25 protein-coding genes are annotated in these 22664 nt (G+C 60.1%); 12 read left to right on the forward strand and 13 right to left on the reverse strand.

Annotated features, from left to right (window positions below; all coding sequences use genetic code 11):
* Window positions 1-116 precede the first annotated feature (116 nt).
* Genes GKIL_RS14750 through GKIL_RS22810 form a run of 5 tightly spaced genes read left to right on the forward strand, consistent with a single transcriptional unit; the run spans window position 117 to window position 4497 of the window.
* Window positions 117-923: a cytochrome c oxidase subunit II gene (locus GKIL_RS14750; protein ID WP_023174509.1), complete on the forward strand. Its 807-nt coding sequence runs from the start codon at window positions 117-119 to the stop codon at window positions 921-923.
* Window positions 920-2575, forward strand: coding sequence for a cytochrome c oxidase subunit I (gene ctaD / locus GKIL_RS14755; RefSeq protein WP_023174510.1), 1656 nt, complete (start codon window positions 920-922; stop codon window positions 2573-2575). The genes GKIL_RS14750 and ctaD (GKIL_RS14755) overlap by 4 nt, the downstream gene beginning before the upstream one ends.
* A 13-nt stretch (window positions 2576-2588) precedes the next feature.
* Window positions 2589-3146 carry an RNA-binding protein gene (locus GKIL_RS14760; protein WP_023174512.1) on the forward strand — a complete coding sequence of 186 codons (558 nt, stop codon included), beginning with the start codon at window positions 2589-2591 and terminating at the stop codon, window positions 3144-3146.
* 17 nt (window positions 3147-3163) lie between these two features.
* A complete protein-coding gene (locus GKIL_RS22805; protein ID WP_081705262.1) occupies window positions 3164-3958 on the forward strand; it encodes an NAD(P)/FAD-dependent oxidoreductase in 795 nt (264 codons plus the stop codon).
* A complete protein-coding gene (locus GKIL_RS22810) occupies window positions 3955-4497 on the forward strand; it encodes an NAD(P)/FAD-dependent oxidoreductase (RefSeq protein WP_144080406.1) in 543 nt (180 codons plus the stop codon). Before GKIL_RS22805 ends, GKIL_RS22810 begins: the two co-directional genes overlap by 4 nt.
* 11 nt (window positions 4498-4508) lie before the next feature.
* Here the strand turns inward: GKIL_RS22810 and GKIL_RS14770 are convergent, their stop codons facing one another.
* Window positions 4509-4916 carry a nuclease A inhibitor family protein gene (locus GKIL_RS14770; RefSeq protein WP_023174513.1) on the reverse strand — a complete coding sequence of 136 codons (408 nt, stop codon included), beginning with the start codon at window positions 4914-4916 and terminating at the stop codon, window positions 4509-4511.
* Window positions 4917-4980: 64 nt separating this feature from the next.
* On the opposite strand from GKIL_RS14770, the gene GKIL_RS14775 reads away from it, so the two are divergent.
* The 5 genes from GKIL_RS14775 to GKIL_RS22820 all read left to right on the forward strand — a co-directional run bounded on the left by GKIL_RS14775 (window position 4981) and on the right by GKIL_RS22820 (window position 9479).
* Window positions 4981-5583, forward strand: a complete 603-nt coding sequence (locus tag GKIL_RS14775; protein WP_023174515.1) for a histidine phosphatase family protein — start codon at window positions 4981-4983, stop codon at window positions 5581-5583.
* Between the two features lie 168 nt (window positions 5584-5751).
* Window positions 5752-7464, forward strand: coding sequence for a DUF7948 domain-containing protein (locus GKIL_RS22815; protein WP_023174517.1), 1713 nt, complete (start codon window positions 5752-5754; stop codon window positions 7462-7464).
* Between the two features lie 21 nt (window positions 7465-7485).
* The gene (locus tag GKIL_RS14785; RefSeq protein WP_023173029.1) at window positions 7486-7989 is read left to right on the forward strand and encodes a helix-turn-helix domain-containing protein; all 504 of its coding nucleotides are present in this window, start codon (window positions 7486-7488) and stop codon (window positions 7987-7989) included.
* A 23-nt stretch (window positions 7990-8012) separates the two neighbouring features.
* Entirely contained in the window at window positions 8013-8696 is a 684-nt protein-coding gene (locus GKIL_RS14790; protein ID WP_223173775.1) for a transposase, read from the forward strand.
* Between the two features lie 138 nt (window positions 8697-8834).
* On the forward strand, window positions 8835-9479 hold the full coding sequence (locus tag GKIL_RS22820; RefSeq protein ID WP_023174519.1) for an SBBP repeat-containing protein: 645 nt from the start codon (window positions 8835-8837) through the stop codon (window positions 9477-9479).
* Window positions 9480-9494: 15 nt separating this feature from the next.
* Here GKIL_RS22820 and GKIL_RS14800 read toward each other — a convergent pair whose 3' ends face one another.
* The 12 genes from GKIL_RS14800 to GKIL_RS14855 form a co-directional block, all read right to left on the reverse strand.
* Window positions 9495-10106, reverse strand: a complete 612-nt coding sequence (locus GKIL_RS14800) for a cytochrome c oxidase subunit 3 (protein WP_023174520.1) — start codon at window positions 10104-10106, stop codon at window positions 9495-9497.
* 4 nt (window positions 10107-10110) lie between these two features.
* Window positions 10111-11769 carry a cytochrome c oxidase subunit I gene (gene ctaD, locus GKIL_RS14805; RefSeq protein ID WP_023174521.1) on the reverse strand — a complete coding sequence of 553 codons (1659 nt, stop codon included), beginning with the start codon at window positions 11767-11769 and terminating at the stop codon, window positions 10111-10113.
* A gap of 2 nt (window positions 11770-11771) precedes the next feature.
* Window positions 11772-12689: a cytochrome c oxidase subunit II gene (locus GKIL_RS14810; protein ID WP_023174522.1), complete on the reverse strand. Its 918-nt coding sequence runs from the start codon at window positions 12687-12689 to the stop codon at window positions 11772-11774.
* 29 nt (window positions 12690-12718) lie between these two features.
* Entirely contained in the window at window positions 12719-13972 is a 1254-nt protein-coding gene (locus GKIL_RS14815; RefSeq protein ID WP_023174523.1) for an NAD(P)/FAD-dependent oxidoreductase, read from the reverse strand.
* 31 nt (window positions 13973-14003) lie between these two features.
* Window positions 14004-14603, reverse strand: a complete 600-nt coding sequence (locus GKIL_RS14820; RefSeq protein WP_023174524.1) for a DUF2231 domain-containing protein — start codon at window positions 14601-14603, stop codon at window positions 14004-14006.
* Window positions 14600-15094, reverse strand: coding sequence for a DUF2231 domain-containing protein (locus tag GKIL_RS14825; protein ID WP_023174525.1), 495 nt, complete (start codon window positions 15092-15094; stop codon window positions 14600-14602). The genes GKIL_RS14820 and GKIL_RS14825 overlap by 4 nt, the downstream gene beginning before the upstream one ends.
* Window positions 15095-15308: 214 nt before the next feature.
* Window positions 15309-15809, reverse strand: a complete 501-nt coding sequence (locus GKIL_RS14830) for a vitamin K epoxide reductase family protein (protein WP_023174526.1) — start codon at window positions 15807-15809, stop codon at window positions 15309-15311.
* A gap of 105 nt (window positions 15810-15914) precedes the next feature.
* Window positions 15915-17414 (reverse strand): glycoside hydrolase 100 family protein, encoded by a 1500-nt coding sequence (locus tag GKIL_RS14835; protein WP_023174527.1) that lies wholly within the window; start codon window positions 17412-17414, stop codon window positions 15915-15917.
* A 75-nt stretch (window positions 17415-17489) separates the two neighbouring features.
* Window positions 17490-18788, reverse strand: a complete 1299-nt coding sequence (locus GKIL_RS14840) for a nucleotidyltransferase family protein (RefSeq protein ID WP_023174528.1) — start codon at window positions 18786-18788, stop codon at window positions 17490-17492.
* Between the two features lie 168 nt (window positions 18789-18956).
* Window positions 18957-19364, reverse strand: a complete 408-nt coding sequence (locus tag GKIL_RS14845; protein ID WP_023174529.1) for a lasso peptide biosynthesis B2 protein — start codon at window positions 19362-19364, stop codon at window positions 18957-18959.
* Window positions 19361-19639: a PqqD family protein gene (locus GKIL_RS14850; RefSeq protein ID WP_041244827.1), complete on the reverse strand. Its 279-nt coding sequence runs from the start codon at window positions 19637-19639 to the stop codon at window positions 19361-19363. Before GKIL_RS14850 ends, GKIL_RS14845 begins: the two co-directional genes overlap by 4 nt.
* Window positions 19640-19691: 52 nt before the next feature.
* Window positions 19692-20306 carry a DUF1643 domain-containing protein gene (locus GKIL_RS14855; RefSeq protein WP_023174532.1) on the reverse strand — a complete coding sequence of 205 codons (615 nt, stop codon included), beginning with the start codon at window positions 20304-20306 and terminating at the stop codon, window positions 19692-19694.
* On the opposite strand from GKIL_RS14855, the gene GKIL_RS14860 reads away from it, so the two are divergent.
* A complete protein-coding gene (locus tag GKIL_RS14860) occupies window positions 20305-20943 on the forward strand; it encodes a hypothetical protein (RefSeq protein WP_144080407.1) in 639 nt (212 codons plus the stop codon). The genes GKIL_RS14855 and GKIL_RS14860 overlap by 2 nt on opposite strands.
* 70 nt (window positions 20944-21013) lie before the next feature.
* Window positions 21014-22642 (forward strand): MDR family MFS transporter, encoded by a 1629-nt coding sequence (locus GKIL_RS14865; RefSeq protein ID WP_023174534.1) that lies wholly within the window; start codon window positions 21014-21016, stop codon window positions 22640-22642.
* Window positions 22643-22664: the final 22 nt, after the last annotated feature.

A 22664-nucleotide genomic window follows, 5' to 3' on the forward strand; every position in this document is an offset into this window, starting at 1 on the left:
ATCTATCTTGTGACGGACGTTCCAGTCAACTGAGCGACTTAGATTGGGACGGCGACAAAGTACCGCATCAGTGTGATTTGGGGTAGCACCGCGATGTCGGCAGCGGTCGGGGGCGCATGGTCAATCTTCGCCGAATCCTGGATCGAGGAACGCTTCTGCAGATCCTGGTATTGACCGCAGCAGCGGTGGTCGTCGGGGCTTTTGGTCTCTGGCTTGGTAGCTGTACAGGCTGGCTATTGCCGGTGGCGGCGAGTGCTGAGGCGCAGGCTGTCGATGGCTTGTTTCGGCTGGAGTTGACGCTCGCGGCGATAGTCGCCGGTTCGGTTCTGGCCCTTGTCCTCTATATGGCGATTGCCTTCAGGCGGGCGGGCGAAGATACCAGTGACGGTCCGAATATTCAGGACAACGAGCGGCTGCAGCAGCTATGGACGTTGCTCCCGGTGGTGCTGGTGGCGTTTTTGACGGTGTACGGCTATCAGGTCTACCGCCAGCTCATCGTCACCACTCCCCTCAACTTTGGTCACGCCCACCCACTGGTCGCCCCAGAAGCACAGTTGTCCAGTGGTCCAGCCCCGATTCAGATCGAGGTGGTCGCCCACCAGTGGGGCTGGACGTTCTTCTACCCCGGCCACCCGGCCAAGAGCGAACTGCACCTGCCCGCCGGTCAGCAGGTCAATCTCACGATGCGCTCCGAGGACGTAATTCACGGTTTCTGGATACCCGCTTTTCGGCTCAAGCAGGACGTGATCCCAGGCCGGACGATCCCCTTGAACTTGCGGCCCCTGCGCGTTGGTCGCTACGTGCTCGAATGCACGCAGTTGTGCGGTCTTTACCACGGAGCGATGCGCGCTCGGGTGGTGGTCGAGCTACCCGAGGACTACGAGCGCTGGCTCGATTCGACTCCAGGAGCAAGCGGACGATGACGAGCCTTGCCGGTCAAAGTAGCGAGGAGCGCCAGCCCGTCACTGGCAGCAACTGGCGTGTCTACTTCAGCTTCAGCACCGACCACAAGGTGATCGGCATCCAGTATCTGGTGACCACCTTCTGCTTCTATCTGGTGGGCGGTTTGATGGCGATGTTGATTCGGGCGGAACTGGCGACGGCGAACCTCAATCTCGTCTCCCCCGCCACCTACAACGGCCTGTTTACCCTGCACGCGACGATCATGATTTTTTTGTGGGTGATCCCGGCCTCGGTCGGGATGGGCAACTATCTGGTGCCTCTGATGATCGGGGCGGAGGACATGGCCTTTCCGAGGCTGAACGCAGCGAGTTTCTGGATCATCCCGGTAGCGGGGCTGCTATTGCTGTCGAGCTATCTATTGCCTGGAGGACCGGCCCAATCCGGCTGGTGGTCCTACCCGCCTGTCAGTCTGCAGGCGGCTCCCGGTCTTTTGCCTGCAGGCGAACTGATCTGGATCGTGAGCGTCGTGCTTTTGGGCATCTCGTCGCTGCTGGCTGCCTTTAACCTGATGTCCACCATCCTTGCGATGCGGGTGGAGGGGATGACGCTGTTTCGGATGCCGGTGTTTGTCTGGAACATGCTGGTCGTCTCGATGATGACCCTGCTGGGGGTGCCGGTGCTCACCGCCGCTCTGGTATTGCTTGCCTTCGACCTGACGGCGGGAACGGGCTTTTTTAACCCGGCAAGAGGCGGCGATCCGCTCGTCTACCAGCACATGTTCTGGTTCTACTCGCACCCTGCTGTCTACATCATGTTCTTACCGGCGGCGGGAATGGTGAGCGAAATCCTGCCCACTTTCAGCCGCGAGCCGCTCTTTGGCTACCGGACGATCGTGATCTCCACAGTGGCGATCGCGGTGATCGGCTTTTCGGTCTGGGTGCATCACATGTTCGCCTCCGGTACCCCCGATTGGGTGCGTCTGTTCTTTATGGTCACCTCGATGACGATCGCCGTACCTACCGGTCTCAAAGTCTTCAACTGGATAGCGACGATGTGGCGAGGCCGGTTGTGGCTCACCGCACCGATGCTCTTTGCGATGGGCTTTGTGGTCATGTTCGTGATGGGCGGGGTGACCGGGATCATGCTTGCCACAGTACCGGTAGATATTCATGTCAGCAACACCTACTTCGTCGTTGCCCACCTGCACTACGTTTTGTTCGGGGCAAGCGTGCTCGGGTTGTACGCGGGTATCTACTACTGGTTTCCAAAGATGACGGGCCGGATCATGAGCGAAGCGCTGGGCAAGCTGCATTTCTGGCTGACGATCGCGGGGCTGAACCTGGCGTTTTTGCCGATGCACGCAGTCGGGCTGCTTGGGATGCCCCGGCGGGTGGCGGTGTATCTTCCTGAATTTCAGAACCTGAACGTGTTTATCAGCCTCGGGGGCTTTTTGCTGGGCATCTCGACGCTGCCTTTTATCTTCAACGCCGTCTTCAGCTGGCTGGTGGGCAAAGAAGCAGGGGACGATCCCTGGCGCTCCCACGGTCTGGAGTGGCTGACCAGCTCACCCCCGCCCGTCAAAAATTTCACCGCACCGCCAAAGATTACCGCTGGTCCCTACGAGTACGGCATCCTCGGCAAGGGGGCCGGTCCTGTCGATCCGTCCAGGTAAGAGTCGAGGAAAGATGGAAAATCCTCAAATTCGCGGCATCGCGACATTCAGCGACAGACAGCAGGCCGAGGGGGCCGTTGCCCGCCTGCAGCACCTGGGCTTCGACCCCGAGCGGTTCGTGGTCGTCGATTCGGCGGAATCTCTGGGCAAAAAGCTGGCCGAGGGGGAGGTGCGCGACGAGATCGCCCACCTGGCAGGCTCAGCACTTTTAGGCGGACTTGCGGTCGGGGCGGCGGTCGGGGCAGGTGGCGGGTTGCTCGTCGCCGTCGCCGCTCTGTGGCTGCCCAAAATTCAACCCGGACCCGTGCTGAGCGGTGTGTGGATTGCTGCAGCGACGAGCCTGGCCGGGGCAATCGTCGGAGCGGCAACTGGCAGCCTCGCTGCTGCCCTGGCCAACCTGGGCATCCCCAATACGAGGGCAGAAGCTTACCGGCAGGCGATTGCCTGGGGCGGGGCAGTGTTGTTGATGGACGACACGCCCCGCAGGATCCGCCGGGCCCGGCGGGCTCTCAAAGTAGCGGGCTTTTCGCAGGTCGATAAAATCCTCGAACCTGGCAGCTCAGTGCTCTAGACCCTACAGGAGGCTCTATGCGCTCATCTCAGCAACCGACGTTGATCTTAGGCGGCGGTTTTACCGGTCTATTTGCGGCCCTACACCTCAGCCACCGCAACTATCCCCGACCAATTATCTTGATCGACGACGCAGAGCGCTTTGTCTTCAAACCGCTCCTCTACGAGTACCTGAGCGGTGAGATGAGCAGCGATCAAGTCTGTCCGCTTTTCAGTGAATTGCTCGAACACCGGGGCGTGACCTTTGTTCAAGGCTGCGTGAACAATATTGACCTCACCGGACGGCGTGTCCGGCTGGCAGAGGGAACGGAGTACGGCTACGAGTACCTGGTGCTGGGTCTGGGAAGCACGACCGGCTACTTCGGTGTGCCGGGAGCCCAGCAAAACACTTTCGCTTTTCGGACCGGCGAGGACGCACTGCTGCTTGCCCGTCACCTGCGCGATTGCCTGCAGCGGGCGAGCCAGACCAGCGACAGGGCTGAGCGGCGCAAGCTCCTGAGCGTCGCGGTTGTGGGCGGCGGACCGAGCGGTGTCGAGCTGGCGGCTACCCTCGGAGATCTGCTGCCCCAGTGGTACGAGCCCCTGGGAGGCGATCCGCGCGAGTTGCAGATTGTACTGATCAACCACGGCAAGATGCTCCTCGAAGGCGACATCAACAGCAAGCTGCGCTCAGCCGCGACAGAGGCGCTGGCCAGCCGCCGCGCTCCCGTCCGGTTGCAGCTGGTACGGCGGTGGTCGAGGTGCAGCCGGGCCAGGTGGCCCTTCAGCCCGCAGACCAGGATCAACTTCGGTGGCTGGCAGCCCAGACCGTGATCTGGACTGCTGGGACCGCCACACCGGAACTTGTCCGCGCACTGCCGGTGAGCGAGCACAACCGCGACCATCGCGGCCAGTTGCGCGTCAACGAGGCGCTGCAGTTGCCGGAATACGCCGAGGTTTTTTGCGGCGGCGACTGCGCCGTCGATTACCAGTCTGCTGCTCACAACGGCCATCGCCAGGACTACGAACCGCACGAGGCGGACCGGAACAAAAGCCACGGCCAGGCCAGACCGCTCCCTTCCACTGCCCAGGTCGCCTACCAGCAGGGTGCCGGTATCGCCGAGAATCTGGTGCGCCTGGCGGAAGGCAAACCGCTGCAGCCGGTGGCTGTCAACTTGCGAGGCTCGCTTTTGAAACTGGGCCTGGGGGAGAGCGCCGCCGAAATCTACGATCGCATCGAGATCAAGGGCAAAATTGGCCACCTGATCCGCCAGGGAACCTATCTGGAGCTGTTGCCCGACATCAGCCACGACTTTAAGGTGACCCTCGAATGGATCACAGACGGCATCCTCTCGCGCTTTGCCGGTAGCTGATCCACCTGCTCCTACGTCTCAACCACCTGGGTCGAGAGGCCGCTCAGGGTACCCTTTCGGTTGCGACCGACTATGTAGATGTCAGCCTCCGTATCGCCTACCCGGTACACCTGCACATCGTTCAAGTTCTGCTCGATCGTCTGAACGAGGTGCCGGAAGCGGGCGGCTGTCTGCTGTTCCTCGGGGCCGTACCAATCTTCTTCGCGGCAGGCCGAGCTGAAGAACTCTCGAAGGGCCAGCTTTCTTACACGCATCCCGGTAGCATGGCCGGTGCGCTTCAACAGTTGGGCAGAATCGATCGTCGCAACCGGCCAACGGAGGGCACGAAAAGGCGCTTCCGACTCACTGATAAATATGAGCCCAGCAGCGGCCTCCTGCAAAAGCGCCGCTGGATCGTCGGCGGATTGTTCCTCGCTCATCGTCAACTTGATACTTTTGAGGCCAGGATAATGCAATTGCCTGTATCTGACGACGGAAGCTCTCTTGAACCTCTACCTCATCCGCCACGGCGAGACGCGCCTCAGCGAAGAGCGGCGCTTTTGCGGCAGTACCGACCCGCCTCTCAGCACCACCGGCGTGAGCAACGTCGAAAAACTGGCCCACTGGCTTGCTGCCCACCAACCACTGCCCGACATCGTGTTTACAAGTCCCCTGCAGCGCGCCCGCCGGACGGCTGAACTGCTAGAACCTCTCTGGCCCGCTGCAACCGTCCAGGTCGAACCCAGGGTAGCTGAGACCGACTTTGGGGCGTGGGAAGGATGGAGCGGCGATCAGATCCAGCAAGAAGACCCGGCAAGATTTGCCCGCTGGATGGCGGACCCCCTTTCCTTCCAGCCGCCGGGCGGCGAATCGGTGGCTGAGCTTCTTGTCCGGGTGGAATCTTTTTTGAACGAATTGCTCGCTCGTCCTGCCGATAAAAACGTCGCCATTGTCTGCCATGGTGGTGTGATTCGAGCATTTTTGCTCGTGGCTCTGGGATTGCCTGCGCACCTGTTCTGGCACTTCAATCCCCCCTGGGCTTCGGTAAGTCTCCTGCAAATGAGTGATCCAATTCGCAGGCTGCACTTTCTCGGTCAGCGTGGCTAGATCATCAATTCAGCCCCTGGAGTCGCGCTCACCCGTCATCTTTGCGACCTGCGTAACCTCATACACCCGCTGCCCACAATAACGAGATGTAAAGTGTTTTGCGCATTACCGACTTGTCCCTGAAGACTCTACCTATAATGCGAGCGCCACACTTGCCCCGGTGATATCATGCTTTTCCATCGCACTGCTGCCCTGTTGAGCATTGCTACTCTGCTTATCCAGGCCCAGGTTCTTTCTGCCCCGCTGCCGGTTGTTGCCGTAAAGAGCTCACCGCCAGTGGTGCCCTCCTCGGCTGAACGACTCAGTACAGCTCGCAAGCAGTACGGCCAGTTGCCTGTGAGCTTCGAGCCGAATGTCGGTCAAGCACCTGCTGCTGTGCGCTTCCTTGCTCGTACAGGCGGTTATAGAGTAGCCTTGCTGCCCACAGAGATGCTGTTTGCTTTCCAGTCCGCTACACCAGGCTTGACTAAAGACAAGGGCGCACTCCAACCGTCCCACTTGAGCACAAAGACAAAGACAGCACTCGTGCAGATGCAACTGGTGGGAGCAGATAGCCAGGCACAGCTAGAAGGAATCGACGCTCTACCGGGTAAGGTCAACTATCTAAAAGGCAACGACCCGAGCCAGTGGCGCACTGATGTGGCAACTTATGGTCGTGTGAAAAGCAAGAGTGTGTATCCTGGCATCGACTTGATTTACCACAGCGAGTATGGGCAGCTGGAGTACGACTTTGTAGTAGCACCCCATGCTGACCCTGGACGCATTCGTTTACGATTCAGTGGAGCAAAGCGCGTTTTCATCGACAAGCAAGGTGGGCTGGTGGTCGAGAGCGAAGCAGGCCAGATGCGGCAGCTGCCTCCAACAGTCTATGAGTACGACTCCGGCAACAAGAGACAACTGCAGGGACGGTATGTGCAACTAAACCATCAAACGGTTGGCTTTTCGGTAGTCGGTCACAACCAGAGTAGAAAGCTGGTTATCGACCCCGTTCTGGCTTACTCTAGCTACCTTGGAGGCGGAAGTTTCGAGAGTAGTTACGGCGTAGCGGTGGACGAAGCAGGTAACGCTTATGTAAGTGGGTATACCTTTTCAGCTGATTTTCCGACTACATCCGATGCACCACAAACTCAATCTAGTGGTGACTACGAAGCTTTTGTGGCAAAGCTGAACGCAACAGGAACTGCCCTGGTCTACTCTACTTATCTGGGAGGAGGAGGCTCCGATCTCAGCTATGGCGTAGCGGTAGACAGAGCTGGCAATGCTTACGTAAGCGGACTCACTCAATCAACCAACTTCCCGACCACAACCGGCGCGCTGCAGACCCAATTGAGGGGTCCAGAGGACGTATTCATAACCAAAGTGAATGCAGCGGGTACTGCTCTGGTCTACTCTACCTATCTGGGAGGCAGCGACTACGATTACAGCTATGGTATAGCTATTGATACTACCGGTAATGCCTACCTGACTGGAAATACTAGTTCGCCTGACTTCCCGACCACGTCTGATGCAGCTAAAACTCAATTGAGCGGTGCCGGAGACGCATTTGTAACGAAGCTGAACGCGACTGGAACTACTCTTACGTACTCTACTTTCCTAGGAGGTAAAGACATCGATATTGGCAACAGTATAGCAGTGGATAGAGCAGGTAACGCTTACGTAACTGGACTCACTTACTCAACTGACTTTCCAACAACATCTGATGCGCCGCAAAGCCAGTTTGGTGGAGGGGACTACGATGCATTTGTGGCGAAACTGAGTGCAGCAGGTACTGCTTTGGTCTACTCCACCTATCTAGGAGGCAAGGGTAGGGACGAAGGCTTTGGCATTGCGGTGGACAGGACGGCTAGTGCAGGTGGGCTGAGTCAGTCTGGTAGTTTGTAGGCAGGATTTCGGTAACCACTCATGCCTGGACCCAAACCACCCGCTCTGGTACTTGCTGAAGATGTCCGCTCAGCTCTGCAGAAATTCTCAACCAAACACAGCACCCCCCAACAGCTAGCCTGGAGAGCCAAACTCATTCTTGGTTGCGCCGACGGCCTCAATAACTCCCAGGTGGCACACGCTCACGACACGGACCCCGATGCCGTGCGCTTTTGGCGCAGCCGCTGGCTGGCTGTTGCGGCCATCCCACTGCCAGATCTCAGCATTGAGGAGCGACTGGCCGATGCCCCCAGAGCAGGCAAGAAGTCTGCTATTAGCCCGGAGCAGTTTTGTCAGATTGTCGCTCTAGCGTGTGAAGCGCCAGAAAAATCAGGCCGCCCGATTACTCAGTGGTCTGGCAGCGAAATCGCCAAAGAAATCGTGGCCCGTGGCATCCTGCCTTCAATTTCGCCGCGTCATGCCTTGCGCCTACTCAAAAAGGGGATCTCCAACCCCACCGCGTCCGGGGCTGGCTCACCGCGCTAAAAGACGAGAACTTTGAACCTAAAGTGCAGCACATCTGCGCACTTTACCAACAGGCACCCGCCCTGCAAGCGGCGGGAGAAGTAGTTTTCAGCAGTGATGAAATGACCGCAGTGCAAGCACTGGAGCGTCTGCATCCAGACAAGCCAATGCGGCCAGGAGCGCCTGAGAAGCAGGAGTTTGAGTACATTCGTCACGGCACGCTGTCTCTGATTATTCATCGGGAGGTGGCCAGTGGCCAACTTGTCGCGCCGTTTGCCGCTCCCACCCGTGCAGAAGAAGACTTCGCTCTTTCTTTGGTGCTGGCGATGGGCACCCGTCCTGAGGCTGTGCGCTGGCACTTTGTGGTGGACAATCTCAACATTCATCAGTCTGAGTTGCTGGTGCGGTTAGTCGCTGCTGTGGAGGGTAGCTCTGAGAAGTTGGGGCGCAAAGGCAAAAGCGGCATCCTCAAGTCGATGGCCAGCCGACAGGCATACCTGAGCGATCCGAAGCACCGAGTTGTTTTGCACTACACACCCAAACATGCCTCCTGGCTCAATCAAGTCGAGATGTGGCTATCGATCTTGGCACGCAAAGTGCTCAGGCGTAGCTCGTTCCGCTCAGTTGAGGAGTTGCGCGAGCGGGTGTGGGCCTTTATTGAGTATTACAACCTGGAATGGGCGAAGCCGTTCAAGTGGACCTACCAGGGCAAGCCTTTGCAGGTATGAACTACCAGCTCTTTTCAGCCCATCTGCACTAGCGCATACGTGGGTGGATTTACCACTTCAACCAATTTTCCAACGACGCGTGACGTGCGTCAGCGCAGGTATGGTGGTGGTAGCGGCTTAACGGAAGGCGACGCGTTTGTGGCAAAGCTGAACAAAGCAGGCAAGACCTTGGTCTATTCCACTTACCTGGGAGGAGACAGTTCCGATTTCGGCTACGACATAGCTGTAGACAATCTGGGTAACGCCTACGTAAGTGGCTCTACCACCTCAAACAACTTTCCATTGGTTAACGAAATCTACTTCACCCTTAACGGCTTTGCAGGCTTCCTCAGCATATTGAACGCTACAGGCTCCGGCTTGATTTTTTCTACTCTCCTTCCAGGCAACGTTGACTTTATTAGCGTAGCGCTGGACAGTACCGGCAATGCTTATGTAAGTGGGGAAACTGTGTCGCCGAGCTTCCCGATCACTCCCGGTGCCGTACAAGCAACACTCAATGGTGGAGACGATGCTTTCATCACCAAAATCAATCCTTCCACACCGCTTGTTACTGGCTTTTCTCCTGCTTCCGGTCCAGTGGGAACAGCAATTACCCTCACCGGCACGGGCTTTTCTAAGACTTCTTATGTCTACTTCACCAACGGCAAGAAGGCTCCCTTCACCATCGTCTCGGACACCCAACTGGTCGTCACTGTTCCAACTGGGGCGACGACGGCCAAGATTGATGTTTACGTGCCCTTCGGTAAGGCGCAGAGTCCCACTGCCTTCACTGTCACTCCCTGAAGACGCAAAGGCGGTTTAACCTTGCACTGCTGGCGATTGCCACAGGTACAGAAGCGCGAAGAGAATCAACCAGATTACATCGACGAAGTGCCAGAAAAGCGAGGCGGCACTCAGGCCGAAGTGCTTCTCGGGGGTATAGAGCCCAGCGACGAACGAGCGGGCGAAGACACCCAGCTGGAGCAGGATGCCCACCAGGACGTGCAGGCCATGGAAGCCGGTGAGCAGATAAAAGGTCGAGCCGAACTGGCCGGTGGTGAGGCCAAAGGGCAGGCTGCGCCACTCGATCGCCTGACCGAGTAAAAAGTAGCCCCCCATCGCCGAGGTGAGCAGGAGCAAGCCCCGAAAGAGCGTGAGATTGTTGCGCTCGAGGGCTTTTTCAGCAAAGAAGATGACAAAGCTGCTGGAGACGAGGACGACGGTGTTGATCGCCGGGCGGATCACTTCGAGGCCGTCCACCCCTGCCGGGAGCCAGCGCGGGCTGGTGAGTCTCAGGGCAACGTAGGCAGCGAAGAATACAAAAAACAACATGCTCTCGGAGAGCAAAAGGATGGTGACGCCGAACATGCGATTGTCCGGCTCCTCGTGGTGGGCAGAAGCGATCGGGGCAGGTTGGGCAGGGGTATCCATATATTTATTCGGAGGCGGTGGGCTGGGCAGGCGTCGGCTCGATCAGGCCGTAGCCGTAGGGCATACCGGTGACGACCGGGATCTTGGCAAAATTTTCGACCGGCGGCGGCGAGGGGATAGTCCACTCTAAGCCGAGGGCGCGCCAGGGATTGGCCACCGCCCGCTTGCCCCGCGTCCAGGAGATGACGACGTTGAAGATAAAAGGCAAAGTCGAGACCCCGAGTAAAAAGCCGCCGATGCTCGCTACGACGTTGAGCGGCTGGTACTGCGGGTCGTAGGAGGCCACCCGCCGGAGCATCCCCAACAGGCCCAACTGGTGCATCGGAATAAAGAGCAGATTGAGACCGATAAAGTTGAGCCAGAAGTGGATCTTGCCCCAGTTCTCGTTGAGCATTCTGCCTGTCATCTTCGGAAACCAGTAGTAGATGGCGGCGTAGATACCGCTCACCGTACCGGCGTAGACGACGTAGTGAAAGTGGCCGACGACGAAGTAGGTGTTGTTGACGTGAATATCCACCGGCACCGAGGCGAGCATGACGCCCGTGATCCCGGCAAACAGAAACATGGCGACAAAGCCGATGGCAAAGTGCATGGCGGCAGTGAGGCGCAATTTGCCGCCCCAGATCGTGGCCGTCCAGCTGAAGACCTTGATGCCGGTGGGCACAGCGATCGCCATCGAGGTGATCATAAACAAGATTCGCATCCAGTTCGGGGTGCCGCTTGCGAACATGTGGTGGGCCCAGACCAAAAAGCTCAAAGCAGCAATCATGATGCTCGAAATCGCCACCACCTTGTAGCCAAAGAGCGGTTTGCGGGCAAAGACCGGCAGCACCTCCGAGACGATGCCAAAGGCGGGCAGGATCATTACGTACACCGCCGGGTGCGAGTAGAACCAGAACAGGTGCTGGTAGAGAATCGGGTCGCCGCCTTTTGCCGGGTTAAAAAAGCCCGTGCCAAATTCGAGATCAAAAAATAGCAGGACCACGGCTGCCGTCACCGACGGAATGCCAAAAAGCTGGATGATCTGGGCGGAGAGAGTGGTCCAGACAAAGATCGGCATCCGAAACAGGGTCATCCCCGGAGCCCGCAGCCGAAAGATCGTCGCCACAAAGTTGACCGCCCCCAGGATCGAGGAGATGCCGTAGATGGCCACACCGACAATCCAGACCGCCTCGCCGTTTATCAGGCTGCCGGAAGGGTTCTGGAGGCTTACGGGCGGATAAGACCACCAGCCTGCCTGGGCGGCTCCGCCGGGGACAAAAAAACCCGCCATCAACAACAGCCCTGCCGGAGGCAACATCCAGAAACTGACGGCGTTGAGCCGGGGGAAAGCCATATCCCTGGCTCCGATCATCAGGGGCACGAAGTAGTTGGAAAGCCCCACCAGCGACGGAAAGATCCAGCCAAAGATCATCAAGGTGCCGTGCATGGTAAATAGACCGTTGTAGAGCGAGCGGTCCACCAGATCCGAGGGCGGGGTCATCAGTTCTCCCCGGATCACCATCGCAAAGAGCCCTGCAAACAGATAGGCAATAAAAGAGGTCACCAGATACTGGATGCCGATCACCTTGTGGTCGGTACTGAAGCTGAAGTAGACGCGCCAGTTGGCCGGGGGCTGGTGGGGCTTGTTGCTTCCGAGATTGCCGTCGGATAGTTCGACCATCGCTATTTGCCTCCGGTAGGGGATGCTCGCTTGATCGGCGGCTCGACGTGGGGAACGACCGGCCAGCCGCTGGAGAAGGCCCGCTTTGGCTCCTGGGTTTCGACGGGCGGGGGCTGGGCAAGTGGGCCGGTCTGTCTGCCGGCGGCAGCGCCCGCAAGCCAGCGCCCGTAGTCGGCGGGTGCATCGACGATGACATCCGCCTCGTTTGCACCGTAGTAGGTGCCGCTAAATTGAGAATCGTGCAGCCGGTAGCGGCCAGGCCGGGTGGGCGTAAACATCATGTCGATCGTCCGGGCCGGTACGATGTCCTGCTTGACTCGAAATTCGGGCACATAAAAGCCGTGCAGCACATCCGCTGAGCGCAACTTGAGCCGGACGCGCCTGCCTGCTTCAAGGTGCAGCTGGCTGCTTGTCACCCCAGCGTCGGGGTAGTAAAACGACCAGGCCCACTGGCGACTCATCACCTCGATGACGATGTCCGGCTTACCGGCAATCGGTGGTGCGGCTGCGAGGGCGGGTTCGCTGCTGCCGGGCAGGTGCAGATGCACCAGTTGCATTGGGCCAAGAATGCTCATGCGCTTGTAGATGTCGAAGCTGTAGACCCCGAGATAGATCACCAGCACCACCGGGATCGCCGTCCAGAGAATTTCAAGCCGGGTGTTGCCCTCGATGGGCTCAGCGTCGCTAAAGTCTCCCTTCGCAGCGCGGGAGAAGAGCAGCGAATAGAGGAGCGCCCCCTCGATGCCAAAGAAGATAAACGCGCCGATCGTCGCTAAAAGACGAAACAACTCGTCGATCAGCCCGGCCTCGACCGTCGCCTGCACCGGCAGCCAACCGGGCGATTGGCTGCCCACCCAGACACTCAGAGCAGAATCGACAGCGACGATGGCGGCGATGATCAGGAGGTTCTTGAGCGGCATGGCCCTATCCGGGTGGGGTGGACTGTCAACTAGCTAAGACTGCCGGCGCGGCGAAAAACCTCGTCACTCAGCCATTCGGTCGTCACCTTGAGGTCGTGGACGGGGGTAGGGAGCATCTCAAGATAGGTGAGTTGGCGAATGGCGTGGCCGAGGTGGCCCTTGATCTCGTACTTGTTGAAGATCTCAGCCGCCGCTTCGCTCAGGCCCAGCTTCATCAGCGTACCGCGCAAGAAGACGTGCTCGGGGTTAGGCACATCGCCTGCCAGGACGTTTACCAGATTGTGGGCGATCGACTTTGCCTGCTGGTAGGCAACCTGGGCCAGGGCAGGCTCGCTCTTGTGCAACGTCACGCAGTCGCCCCCGGCAAAAACCTCCGGATAGGCCAGCAGGTGCAGCGTCGGGGTGACAAAGGGCTTGCCGTGCTTGTCGCGCTGCTCGTCGGGGATGGCCAGATCTTTTAAGAGCGGATGGTTGGCAGTACCCGCCGTCCAGATGATCGTGCCTGCCTCCAGCACGGCGGTCTCGCCATCTTTTTTGTACTCGACCTCGCCGGGCCTGACAGCGCTCACCGCCGCCCCACTCACCAGTGCGACCGGGACAGCCCGCCGCTGCATCGCTTCGAGGGCAGAGTTGCGCAGGTGAGTATTGGCATCGCCTGCGAGAATTTCCGTTCCCCGGTTGAGCAAAGTGATGCGGACCTCCTCGCCCCTGCCGCCCAGCTCCTTGTAAAGCTGAGGCAACCAGTCGGCGAGGGTGAGCCCCAACTCGAGACCGGAGGGTCCGGCTCCGATCACCGCCACACTAAGGAGACTGGCCCGCAGCTTGGGATCGTCGGTCTGGCTTGCTTTTTGCAGTTGCTGGCGCAGGTGAGTCTGCAGGGCAATCGCCTCGCGGGCGGTGCGAAAAGAGAAGGCATTTTCTTCTGCCCCCGCTATACCGAAGTACCCGGCGACGCTGCCCAGGGCAAGCACCAGGTAGCGGTAGTCGTAGTGCAGGCCCGAGGCGAGTTCGACTTTTTTAGCCGGCAGGTCGATGCGGGTAACAGTATCGCTGATAAAGGTAGTACCGCTACCTGCCAGCAGTTCGTCGTAGCTGGGCCAGACCTGCTCAGGGCTCATCTCGCCCACCAGAAATTCGTACAGCAGTGGCTTGAAGACAAAGCGCGCATCTTGATCGATGAGCACGATCGGCTGGTTGTAGCGCAGGTGGCTCAGATACAGAGCCGTAAACAGGCCGGTGAAGCCACCGCCGACGATGACCGTGGGTTTAGTCGCTGTGTCCACTAACAACTCCTGTAGAGAAACCGATAGACACTCACTTGATCGAGCGCAGCGGAACGCCCTGCCGCAACAGGTTGCCCGCCGTATTGTGGATGGCGAATTCGGCTGCCATCTGGGCTCCGAGGGTGCCATGAAAGTAGAGCACAGCGATTACCGCCACCCCCGCCGCCAGATAGCTCCACTGCACCTGCCGGGACTGGTCCTTGCGCCACCGGTAGCGCTGGAGGCCGCGCCAGAGCGTCAGGCCCACGATCGCAAACAACAACACCACACCGCCGACGCCGTGCCAGAGCATCGTCTGGTAGGCCGTCAACCCCCAACTGCTTTTGAGATCGAGGGGCGGCTGGGCGAGCATGATCTCGAAGAAACCGGCGCTCACGGTAAAAAACGTAATGATTGCTGAGCCCAGCAGGTTGTACCAGCCTACGTCGAAGAAGTTGGAGCGGTTGGCGGCAAAACCAAAGATCTTGATGAGCGGCTTTTCGATCGGAAACAGCACCCCGGCAATATCGAAGACGATAGCGATGATAAAAAGCCCTAGCGTCAGATGCACCAGATTTGGATGGATCGGGATCGCGTAGGGCAGGCCGTTTGCCCCCACCGAAAAGCCCAGTTGATCCGCCGGTGGATTCATGGCGCGGCTCCATTGCGGGTGGCCTCGACCACCGGTACGGTATGCAGGCCGTAGACCCAGACCAGCCGCGCGCCGAGCAGCACCTGATAGCTGACCAGGCCCACGAGCAGTACCCCCACACCCAGATAGACCGGTGAAATCTTCAGCGGATTGCGCAGCCGCAGAATGCCGCGCCAGGCGGTCATCGCCACGACGATCGCCGAGAGCGACCAGCCAATCAGCGTGTGGGTCTGCAGGACAGGTTTTACCGCCTCGTAGGGCTGGGCGAGCGCCGCCTCGAACTGGCCAAAGATAATCGCAAAGAAGATCGCCACCGAGGCGACGACCATATTCCACCAGCTCACCTCAAGCAGGCGACGCTTGCCGGTAAAGTAAGCGATCAGATCGCACAGAACCGCGAAGACAATCATCGCGATCACGAAGTGAACGATGATCGGATGGATCGTATCCGGGTACGGCAGATTGTGGTCGTTCAGATGCAGATCCGGCATCGTCCCCCCTGACCGATGGCAACTGCCACCGGTGAGCAACATCTGACTGGAAGTCCTCAGCAGGCTCATTGTCCTGCCTTGGAGCACCGATGAGCCAGTAAAGTTTGGGTTGTTAAACGCGGAACTTACAGCCACCCGCTGGTTGACTGGTGCTTGTATCCTCTTAGAAGCCAGTCGCTTCTGTCAAGGCAAGTTGTGGATTGCCAGCGCGGATTCAGCCCTGCTTGCCTTGCCGCAGGGCTGCGAGCGCCTCGGGTAGAGCAATCGCCGCCGAGGCGAGGGAGGCGACCGTCGCCACCTGGCAGTAGGCACAGAACGCCTTGTTCTCCTGCCACTCTTCGCGGGCCAATTCCAGACACACCCCGGCGTCGATCAAAGTCTTGGCGGCGGTCAGCAGCGGCAACAGGGGCCGGGTCCGCGCCCGATCCGCACCGCCTGCGCCGGCCAGGATCGCCGTAAGCGCGTAGTTGGCGATCATAAAAAGACCGTCGGGGGTCTCAAGGCGCTTGTAAGCGTAGTCGGAAGCATCGACCCGGTCGGAGTCGAATCCGGGTACAGGTGGATCGGGCAGGTGGCGAACGATGCCGGTCTGATAGAGCGAGACGATCTTGCCCATCGTTCCCGCCAGCAGCGATAGCCCGATCACCCACCGGCGGCGGTTGAGGTCGGGACTCTGCCCGTGGCGCAGTTCGTTGCTCAGTTGCCGTGGCTGCATCGCTTCGTCCTCGCTGTGCTGCGTTTGCCTGCCACTCCATCGTTGGCCAAACAGTCCCCGCCTGTCGTCTGACCGGCGGACTACTTCCCGGCAGAAGTTGCTTCTTTAATTCATGAGCGGGCGCAGATGTTTGAGGCGGGGCAGATCAAAGATGTGGGCGTCCGCTGCCTCCACCCGCAACAGGTGATGCACCAGCAAAAAGCCGACGATCGTCCAGGTCTGGTAGTAGCGGGCCTGCTGGCCGGTCCATAGCCCCGTCGGGCCGTCGAAGTACTCGGCCCACTTTTGTTTGGGCAGCCGGTAGAGCAAATCCTGGTAGGTCTGCTCCAACAGCTGCAGCGCAGGCTTCAATCGGGCCGTAGATTTGCTGGGGTGGCGGAGGATAGCGAGAGCCAGATACCACAGCAGGCAGGGCCAGTGCCCGCCATTGTGGTAGCACCAGGGCCGGTTTTTAGGATCGAAGCCTGTGACGCTGCGCCACTTTTCGCTGTCGAGGGGCGGGTGACAGATGCGCAGGGGCATCTCGGCCACCAGCTCAGTCTGGTTGTGGACGACGAGCTGAAAGAGCGACTGCTGCTGGGCACTGCTCAAGATGTCAAAGATCGCCCCCAGGCAATTGCCCAGGGTAAAAAAGCGAAAGTCGGGCCTGCCGGTGCGGATGTTGCCGATAAGATAGCCGCCCTTCGGTCCCAACCAGAGCTGCAGCCAGTGGGGGATCGTCTCGGTCTGGATGTTGTACTCGTTTGCAATCTGATCGCCGTACTGCTCGGTGGGCCGGCGGCGCAGCACCTGAATGCTGCTGGTATTGACCCAGTAGTACTTGAGCAGGTAGTGGCGCAACCGGTGGGCCCAGCGGATCGCCTGCTGCAACTGCTGGCGCTGCTCGCTGATAAACGCTTTCTCGGCGTGGTGGACAGCCGGATGGCCTCCCTCCAACAGTCCCTTGGCCTCCAGATCGACGCGAATCAACTCCGCTGCGCTCACCAGTGCCCCGTACAGCAGCGTCTGGACTTCGAGGGGGATGCCCCAGACATCGAGCGGGCGGTCCACCATGAACGCCCCGTCCGGTACCAACAACGTCGGCGCGTCCCGAAACCCCGGCTGCAGCACCAGCCGCAAAAAGCGCTGCAGTCCGGCCTGGACGTGGGGCTCGCTCGCCCACTGACGGTCCTTTGTGCGCTGGACGTAGGTGTGGGCGAGGATGGGCCACCAGAGCGTCGCATCCACCGAAGTGACCCGGCCAATCGCCCGCTGGCCGTAATCGGCGACGAGGCGTCCCTCGCTTTCAAAGAAGCTGGTGGGGAAGATGCCGCTCGTCTGCTGGTGGGTGCTCTGCAGCTTCAAGCAGGTCTCAAGAAAGTGCCGGACGATCGCCCCTTTGCCCTCGATGAGCAAATAGACCATCACCGGCACATTGTCGCGGATAAAAACCTCGGTATAGTTCAGGTCGTGAACGACAGTCTTTTGATCGCCTTTGGCCTGGGGAATGGCGGCGAGCGCCCCGGCAAAGGCTCCATCGACGACGGCGAGCGCCCCTTCGTAGAGCAGTTCGCGGGCAGACTGGACAACCGAACGCTCGAAGGCAGTGTCAGTTTTTTCGCTCATGAACCGGGGTGGGTTGCAGAAAATATAGTATGTCCAGTTTTACCACGCCCTGCCGCTGCTGTTGGGGCACGGCCCTTAAATCTGGGACGGATAGCGCCAGCCACCGGAGGCAGCGTCCACGGGCGGATCGAAGGCGGCAGGCTCTTTCCAGGCATGGACGATGCGGCCATTTAATTCAACCCAACAGGAAGCCTGTCCGCCTGGCCCTTCCTTGTGGCAGAAGACCGCCGGATAGCCCCAGCGCCGCAGCGCCGCAAAAAGGGCGAGGGTGCCCGTAAGATGGGCCTCGGCTGCCGGCAGCCCGAGCAGACGAATTCCCCAGCGGATGCCCCTCACGATCCGGTGGCAGGGCAGGTGCGCCGGCGGGAGCACACCCGGTCGGGCCGCAATCTGGTCCAACAACTGGCGAACCGGGGTGCCCCGGCGCAAGCGGGTACGCAGCTGCCAGAGGTGGGGCCACTCGCGCCACAGATCCGCAAGCACACCGGGCCGGTACAGCTGTCCCAACAACCGCTCCCAGCCCAGATGACCGCGCTCAGGCACGATCGCGAGTTCCCAGCGCCGGAGTGTGCCCGGTGTCGGCTCGCTCAGATCTAAAGTGTCAGTCCACGGATCGCAGCGCTGCAAAAAAAGCTTGACCGTGCGCTCGCAGCCCAGGACAGCCGCCCGTTCGAGCACCGTCCGGCGCGTCAGGCCGAACTTGCGCACCAGCAGCCGCAGATCGAGCAGGTCGTGGGCCTTGATCTGCCAGCGATCGAGCGACCAGCAGCGGTTGAGGACCAGGCCGATGAGCAGCGAATCTGTCGGATCGAGCACCCAGAAGCGGCTATCCTCCCAAGCTTGCAGGTGCGCCCGCTGCCAGGCTTGCTCTGTGATCCGCTGCTGGAGATGATGCCAGGGCGTATAGGTGTGCAAAATGCGGTGGTGGACATCCAGCTCGATAAGACCGTCGGCGCTGAGCAGGTGCAGCGCCACATGGTTGCACGGCTGCATCACCTCGCGCTGGTTCCAGCTCTCGCTCCAGCCCAGCCCCTGGGCCAGACGCGACGCCTCGCCTATCTGTTCTGGCTTGATTAAAATATCCACATCCTGAAAGTAACGCTGGCCGGGCAGATCGTAGATGCACTCCGCCAGATAAAAGCCTTTAAAAAACAGCACCGCGATCCCGGCTTTTTGCCAGGCGCGCACCAGCGGCAGCAACATCGCCTTGAAGTGCAACTGGCGGGCCGCCGCCTGCATGTAGTCGCCGCGCAGGGCGGCGCGGGCCGGATGGTTCTTTGGTAGAGAGCTAAAGGCGTAGGCGCTCAGGTGCTGATCCCGCAAGATCGCAATCTGCTCCTCGTTCACCGTCCCATCCGTCAAAAAACGCTCCACTGCCCCCGTGCTCCTTTGGGGCAAGGCAGCGGACGGTGCCGGAGGACCGGAGATAGTCGAGAAAAAAGACACGATAGCAGGCGGGAGGGAAGCTACAAGTATCCTAGCTTGCTTTTACTTGCTTGCTGTGAAGCTTTTTTCAAATACAGGCAAATCGTGACAAAGCACCTATATTTGCCTGGGCAATTTGAGCAGGGGCGGCGTCCGGCTCGCCACATCGGCGGCGTCGTTGAGTACGCACTCGCCGTAGCACACCCAGGCATGGCCCAGCGCGCCCGCCCAGCCAATCTGCAGGCGCGCAGCGATCCCCTGGGCGCGCAGCCAGCCGTAAAGAGCGATCGAGCGGTGCAGACAGCGCGCCTGAGCGGGATGGTAGCGGGCAGCCCAGGCCAGGGCCGCGCTGCGCCGATGGATCTGCTGCAACTGGTGGTCACTTAAAGCTGGAAGGGGAAAGACAGGTTCTGCCTCCGCCAGAGCTGCAACCGCCAGGGCGTGCAACCGCCGATCGACGCGCCCGAGGGCGAGCAGTGCCCAGGCGCGCAGGTACCAGCACTCCAGTCGGTTGCGGACGCTCATGAACGGGGAACGAGAATGCCACGGGCAGTCAGCTCGCAGAGCATCGCCTGCAGGTCGCGCTCAAGTTGTTCAGGCTCGACCTCGTACTCGGCGAGGACGCGCTCGACACCCGCCTGGGGCTGGCCGCTGCACAGCCCTTCCCACAGGTAGATAGCCGTCTCGTTGAGGGCGTAGTAGTTGCCGGTCGAGGCGTGCAGCAAGATCGCCTCGTCGCCCACCTGGCGGTAGAGCACGTCAGCTGCGATCGTAAAGGCTGGACCTTCTGAAGAAGACATCTTGGCAATGTTCATGGGGGGATCGATCTAAAAGAAGCTGTCAACCGTCATTCTACCGATTGGCAAGGGGCGATTCTACCGACTTCATAAACTCTAGACATTCGTCGAACGGTTCCACTTCGAGGCGAGCGCTTAGATAGAGCGGATGGCGAGGCTGACCGCTGCGGGTGCGGCCCAGGCAATAGAGCCTGCTCCCTGCGATCAAATTCAGAACTGAGCGGTTGCGGTTTTGCAAACTGCCCCAGTTGCCCCAGGCGAGGATCACCGGTCGTTGCGGCTGGCAGGCGGCGAGGAGGTACAGGTCGTTGTCAGGACCGACCGGATCAGGGGTACAGGTGAGTCCACGGGGATCGCTGCTGCGCCAGGCAAACAGGTTGAGGACTTCCAGCGCGCCGTAGCCCCAGGTTCTAGCAAATGCCAGGCAGCGGCGGAGTGTCGGGTCGTCGCGGTGGGCATCGGCGGTGCTCGGGTTTAAAAGTACAAATACCAGCAGCGGACGCTCCTGATCCCAGCGCCGCCAGAGGCGGTAGCGGTAGGCTCCGCTCGCATCGAATACGGCTCCACCTTCGATCACCTGCTCGCTCCAGCACCCGAGGCCGCCTGCAATGCACGGCAGGGCAGCCTGGACGATATCATAGGGCTGCTCTGTGTTTTCGAGAAGACTCATGCAAAAACGGCAAGTGTCAGGCTGGGTAAGCCTGCTCAGTGCGGTTTTCCTGGCGGCAGCTGCTGCGCCCTTGCTGGCCCAACAGGCGGTGGACAAGGGACCGGGAAGTACCTTTAACAATCCGCAACAGCAACAGCAAAAGCCCAGCGAAGATCCAGCCGCCCAGGATGAACTCAAGCGCAAGGTCGAGGAGGCCGAAAACCACAACAAGGCTGTCGCTGCCAACAACAAGGGCGTCGAACTGCAAAAAGACGGCAAAAATGCCGAGGCGGTCGAGGCGTTCCGGGAGGCGCTGACGGTAGAGCCGGGGTACGAACTGGCGCGTCAGAACCTGGCGGCGGCTCACTACAATGTGGCGGGTGAGGCTGTCAAACAGAAGAAGTGGGCCATCGCCGTCGAAAACTTCGAATCTGCCCGCACCTACGACAAGGGGATGCGCGAGCGCACCACCTCGCCGCTCGCTGCCTCCTACAACAACCTGGCTGCCGAGCAGGTCGATGCAAAGCGGCTCGACGATGCAGTGGCGTCGATGGAAAAGGCTGCCGAACTCGACAGCAAGTACACCCCCGAGCTTGAAAAACTCAAAGCCTACCGCGACTCGGTTGCTGCTCAGCAAAAAGGCGGCAAGAGCAAATAGGCGCGCTGCTTCCCCGGTCGGGGGCGGGTGGGGCGTCTATGATTGAAAAGTTTGTATCAAAGGATGCCGCTTGCAACTTCCGCGTGCCGTCGATTACGCGGCCACCCTCGACGAGCGTACCAAGCGGTTGGTGATGGGAGCGGTGCTCCTCGCTCTGTTTCTGACCTCACTGGATCAGACTGTCGTTGTCGCCGCCCTGCCCAAGATCGTCGCCGATCTGGGGGCGCTGGATCTGCTTGCCTGGACTTCGGCGGCTTACCTGCTCGTGAGTACAGCGATCCTGCCCATCGCGGGCAAGCTCTCGGATCTCTATGGCCGCAAGATCATCCTGCTTTTGGGGATCACTGAATTTCTTTTTGGTTCTTTTTTGTGTGGGCTGTCGCCTACCATGCTGGCGCTGGTCTGCTTTCGCGGGTTGCAGGGTTTGGGAGCCGGGGTGATTATGGCCGTTGCCCTCACGATTCCCGCTGATCTGTACGTACCGGCGGATCGGGCCCGCCTCCAGGGGCTGATCGCCGCTGTCTTTGCCCTGAGCAGCATCGTCGGGCCGCTTTTGGGCGGTGTACTCACCGATACCCTGAGCTGGCACTGGATCTTCTTTATCAACCTGCCTTTTGGCACGCTGGCGCTGTTTTTTATCCTGAGCTTTATGCCCCGCCTCGACAGTGGTCTTAGCCGCAGCATCGACTTTGCTGGGGCGCTGTTGCTGCTGCTGACAGTCGTGCCCCTGCTCGTCGCCCTCAGTTTCGAGAACCACTCCTGGATGTCACTGCTCAAATTGGGCCTGTTGGCGGTGGCCGCCGTCGGCCTGGCTGCTTTTATCGGGGTCGAGCAGCGGGCCAAGGAGCCAATTTTGCCCCTGTCGCTCTTTCGCATCCCCGTCTTCAGCCTGCTCTGTGCGATCTCGGTGCTCATGGGCTCGGTCTTTATCATCGCCATCTTGTTTTTGCCGGTCTTTCTGGTCAACGTCCAGTCGGCGACGGCCACCCAGGCCGGTGCCGCTTTGATCCCCGAATCCCTCGGCCTGATGGTGAGTTCCTTTATGACCGGCAACATCGTCCAGCGCACCGGGCGCTACAAGGCGGCGATGCTGGCCGGGCTTGTGCTGATGGGCTCGGGCTTCTTTTTATTGAGCTGGATCGGTCCTGCCACCAGCGCCCTTCAGATCTGGGTGGCTCTTGCCGTCTTCGGCCTCGGAGCCGGGGCGACCTTTCCGCAGCTCAACCTCGCCCTGCAAAATGCCGTTCCGTTCAAAGATGTGGGCGTCGCCACCGCCGGACGGCTCTTCTTCTCCCAACTGGGCCAGACGATCAGCGCCGCCGTCTACGGCTCGCTGTTGGTCGCCTGCTTGAGCACCGCTCTGACCGCCAACCTCGCACCCATCGCCCAGCACCTGCCTGCGGATCTGGCCATTCATCTCACGCCAGAACGGCTGCGCAACGGCGGCAGTGCCGTGACAGGCGAGCTGGCTGCCCTCAGATCCCGCCTGGCCCCACCGCGCTTCGATGCCGCCCAGCGCCGGCAGGTTACTGCCGCTGTCGAAACGGCGATCAAGCACGCCTTCGCCGAAGGGATTGCCCGCGTCTACCGGGCCGGATTGCCCCTCGCCGCTGTGGCCCTGCTCCTGGGCCTGCTGGTGCCCGAATTGCCCCTGCGGCGCAGCAACAGCCCGGACCCGTCCCAGCCACTCAGCGAATAAAATACCTCCAGCCCGCCCGTCT

This window comes from Gloeobacter kilaueensis JS1 (genome assembly GCF_000484535.1).
Classification (GTDB): domain Bacteria; phylum Cyanobacteriota; class Cyanobacteriia; order Gloeobacterales; family Gloeobacteraceae; genus Gloeobacter; species Gloeobacter kilaueensis.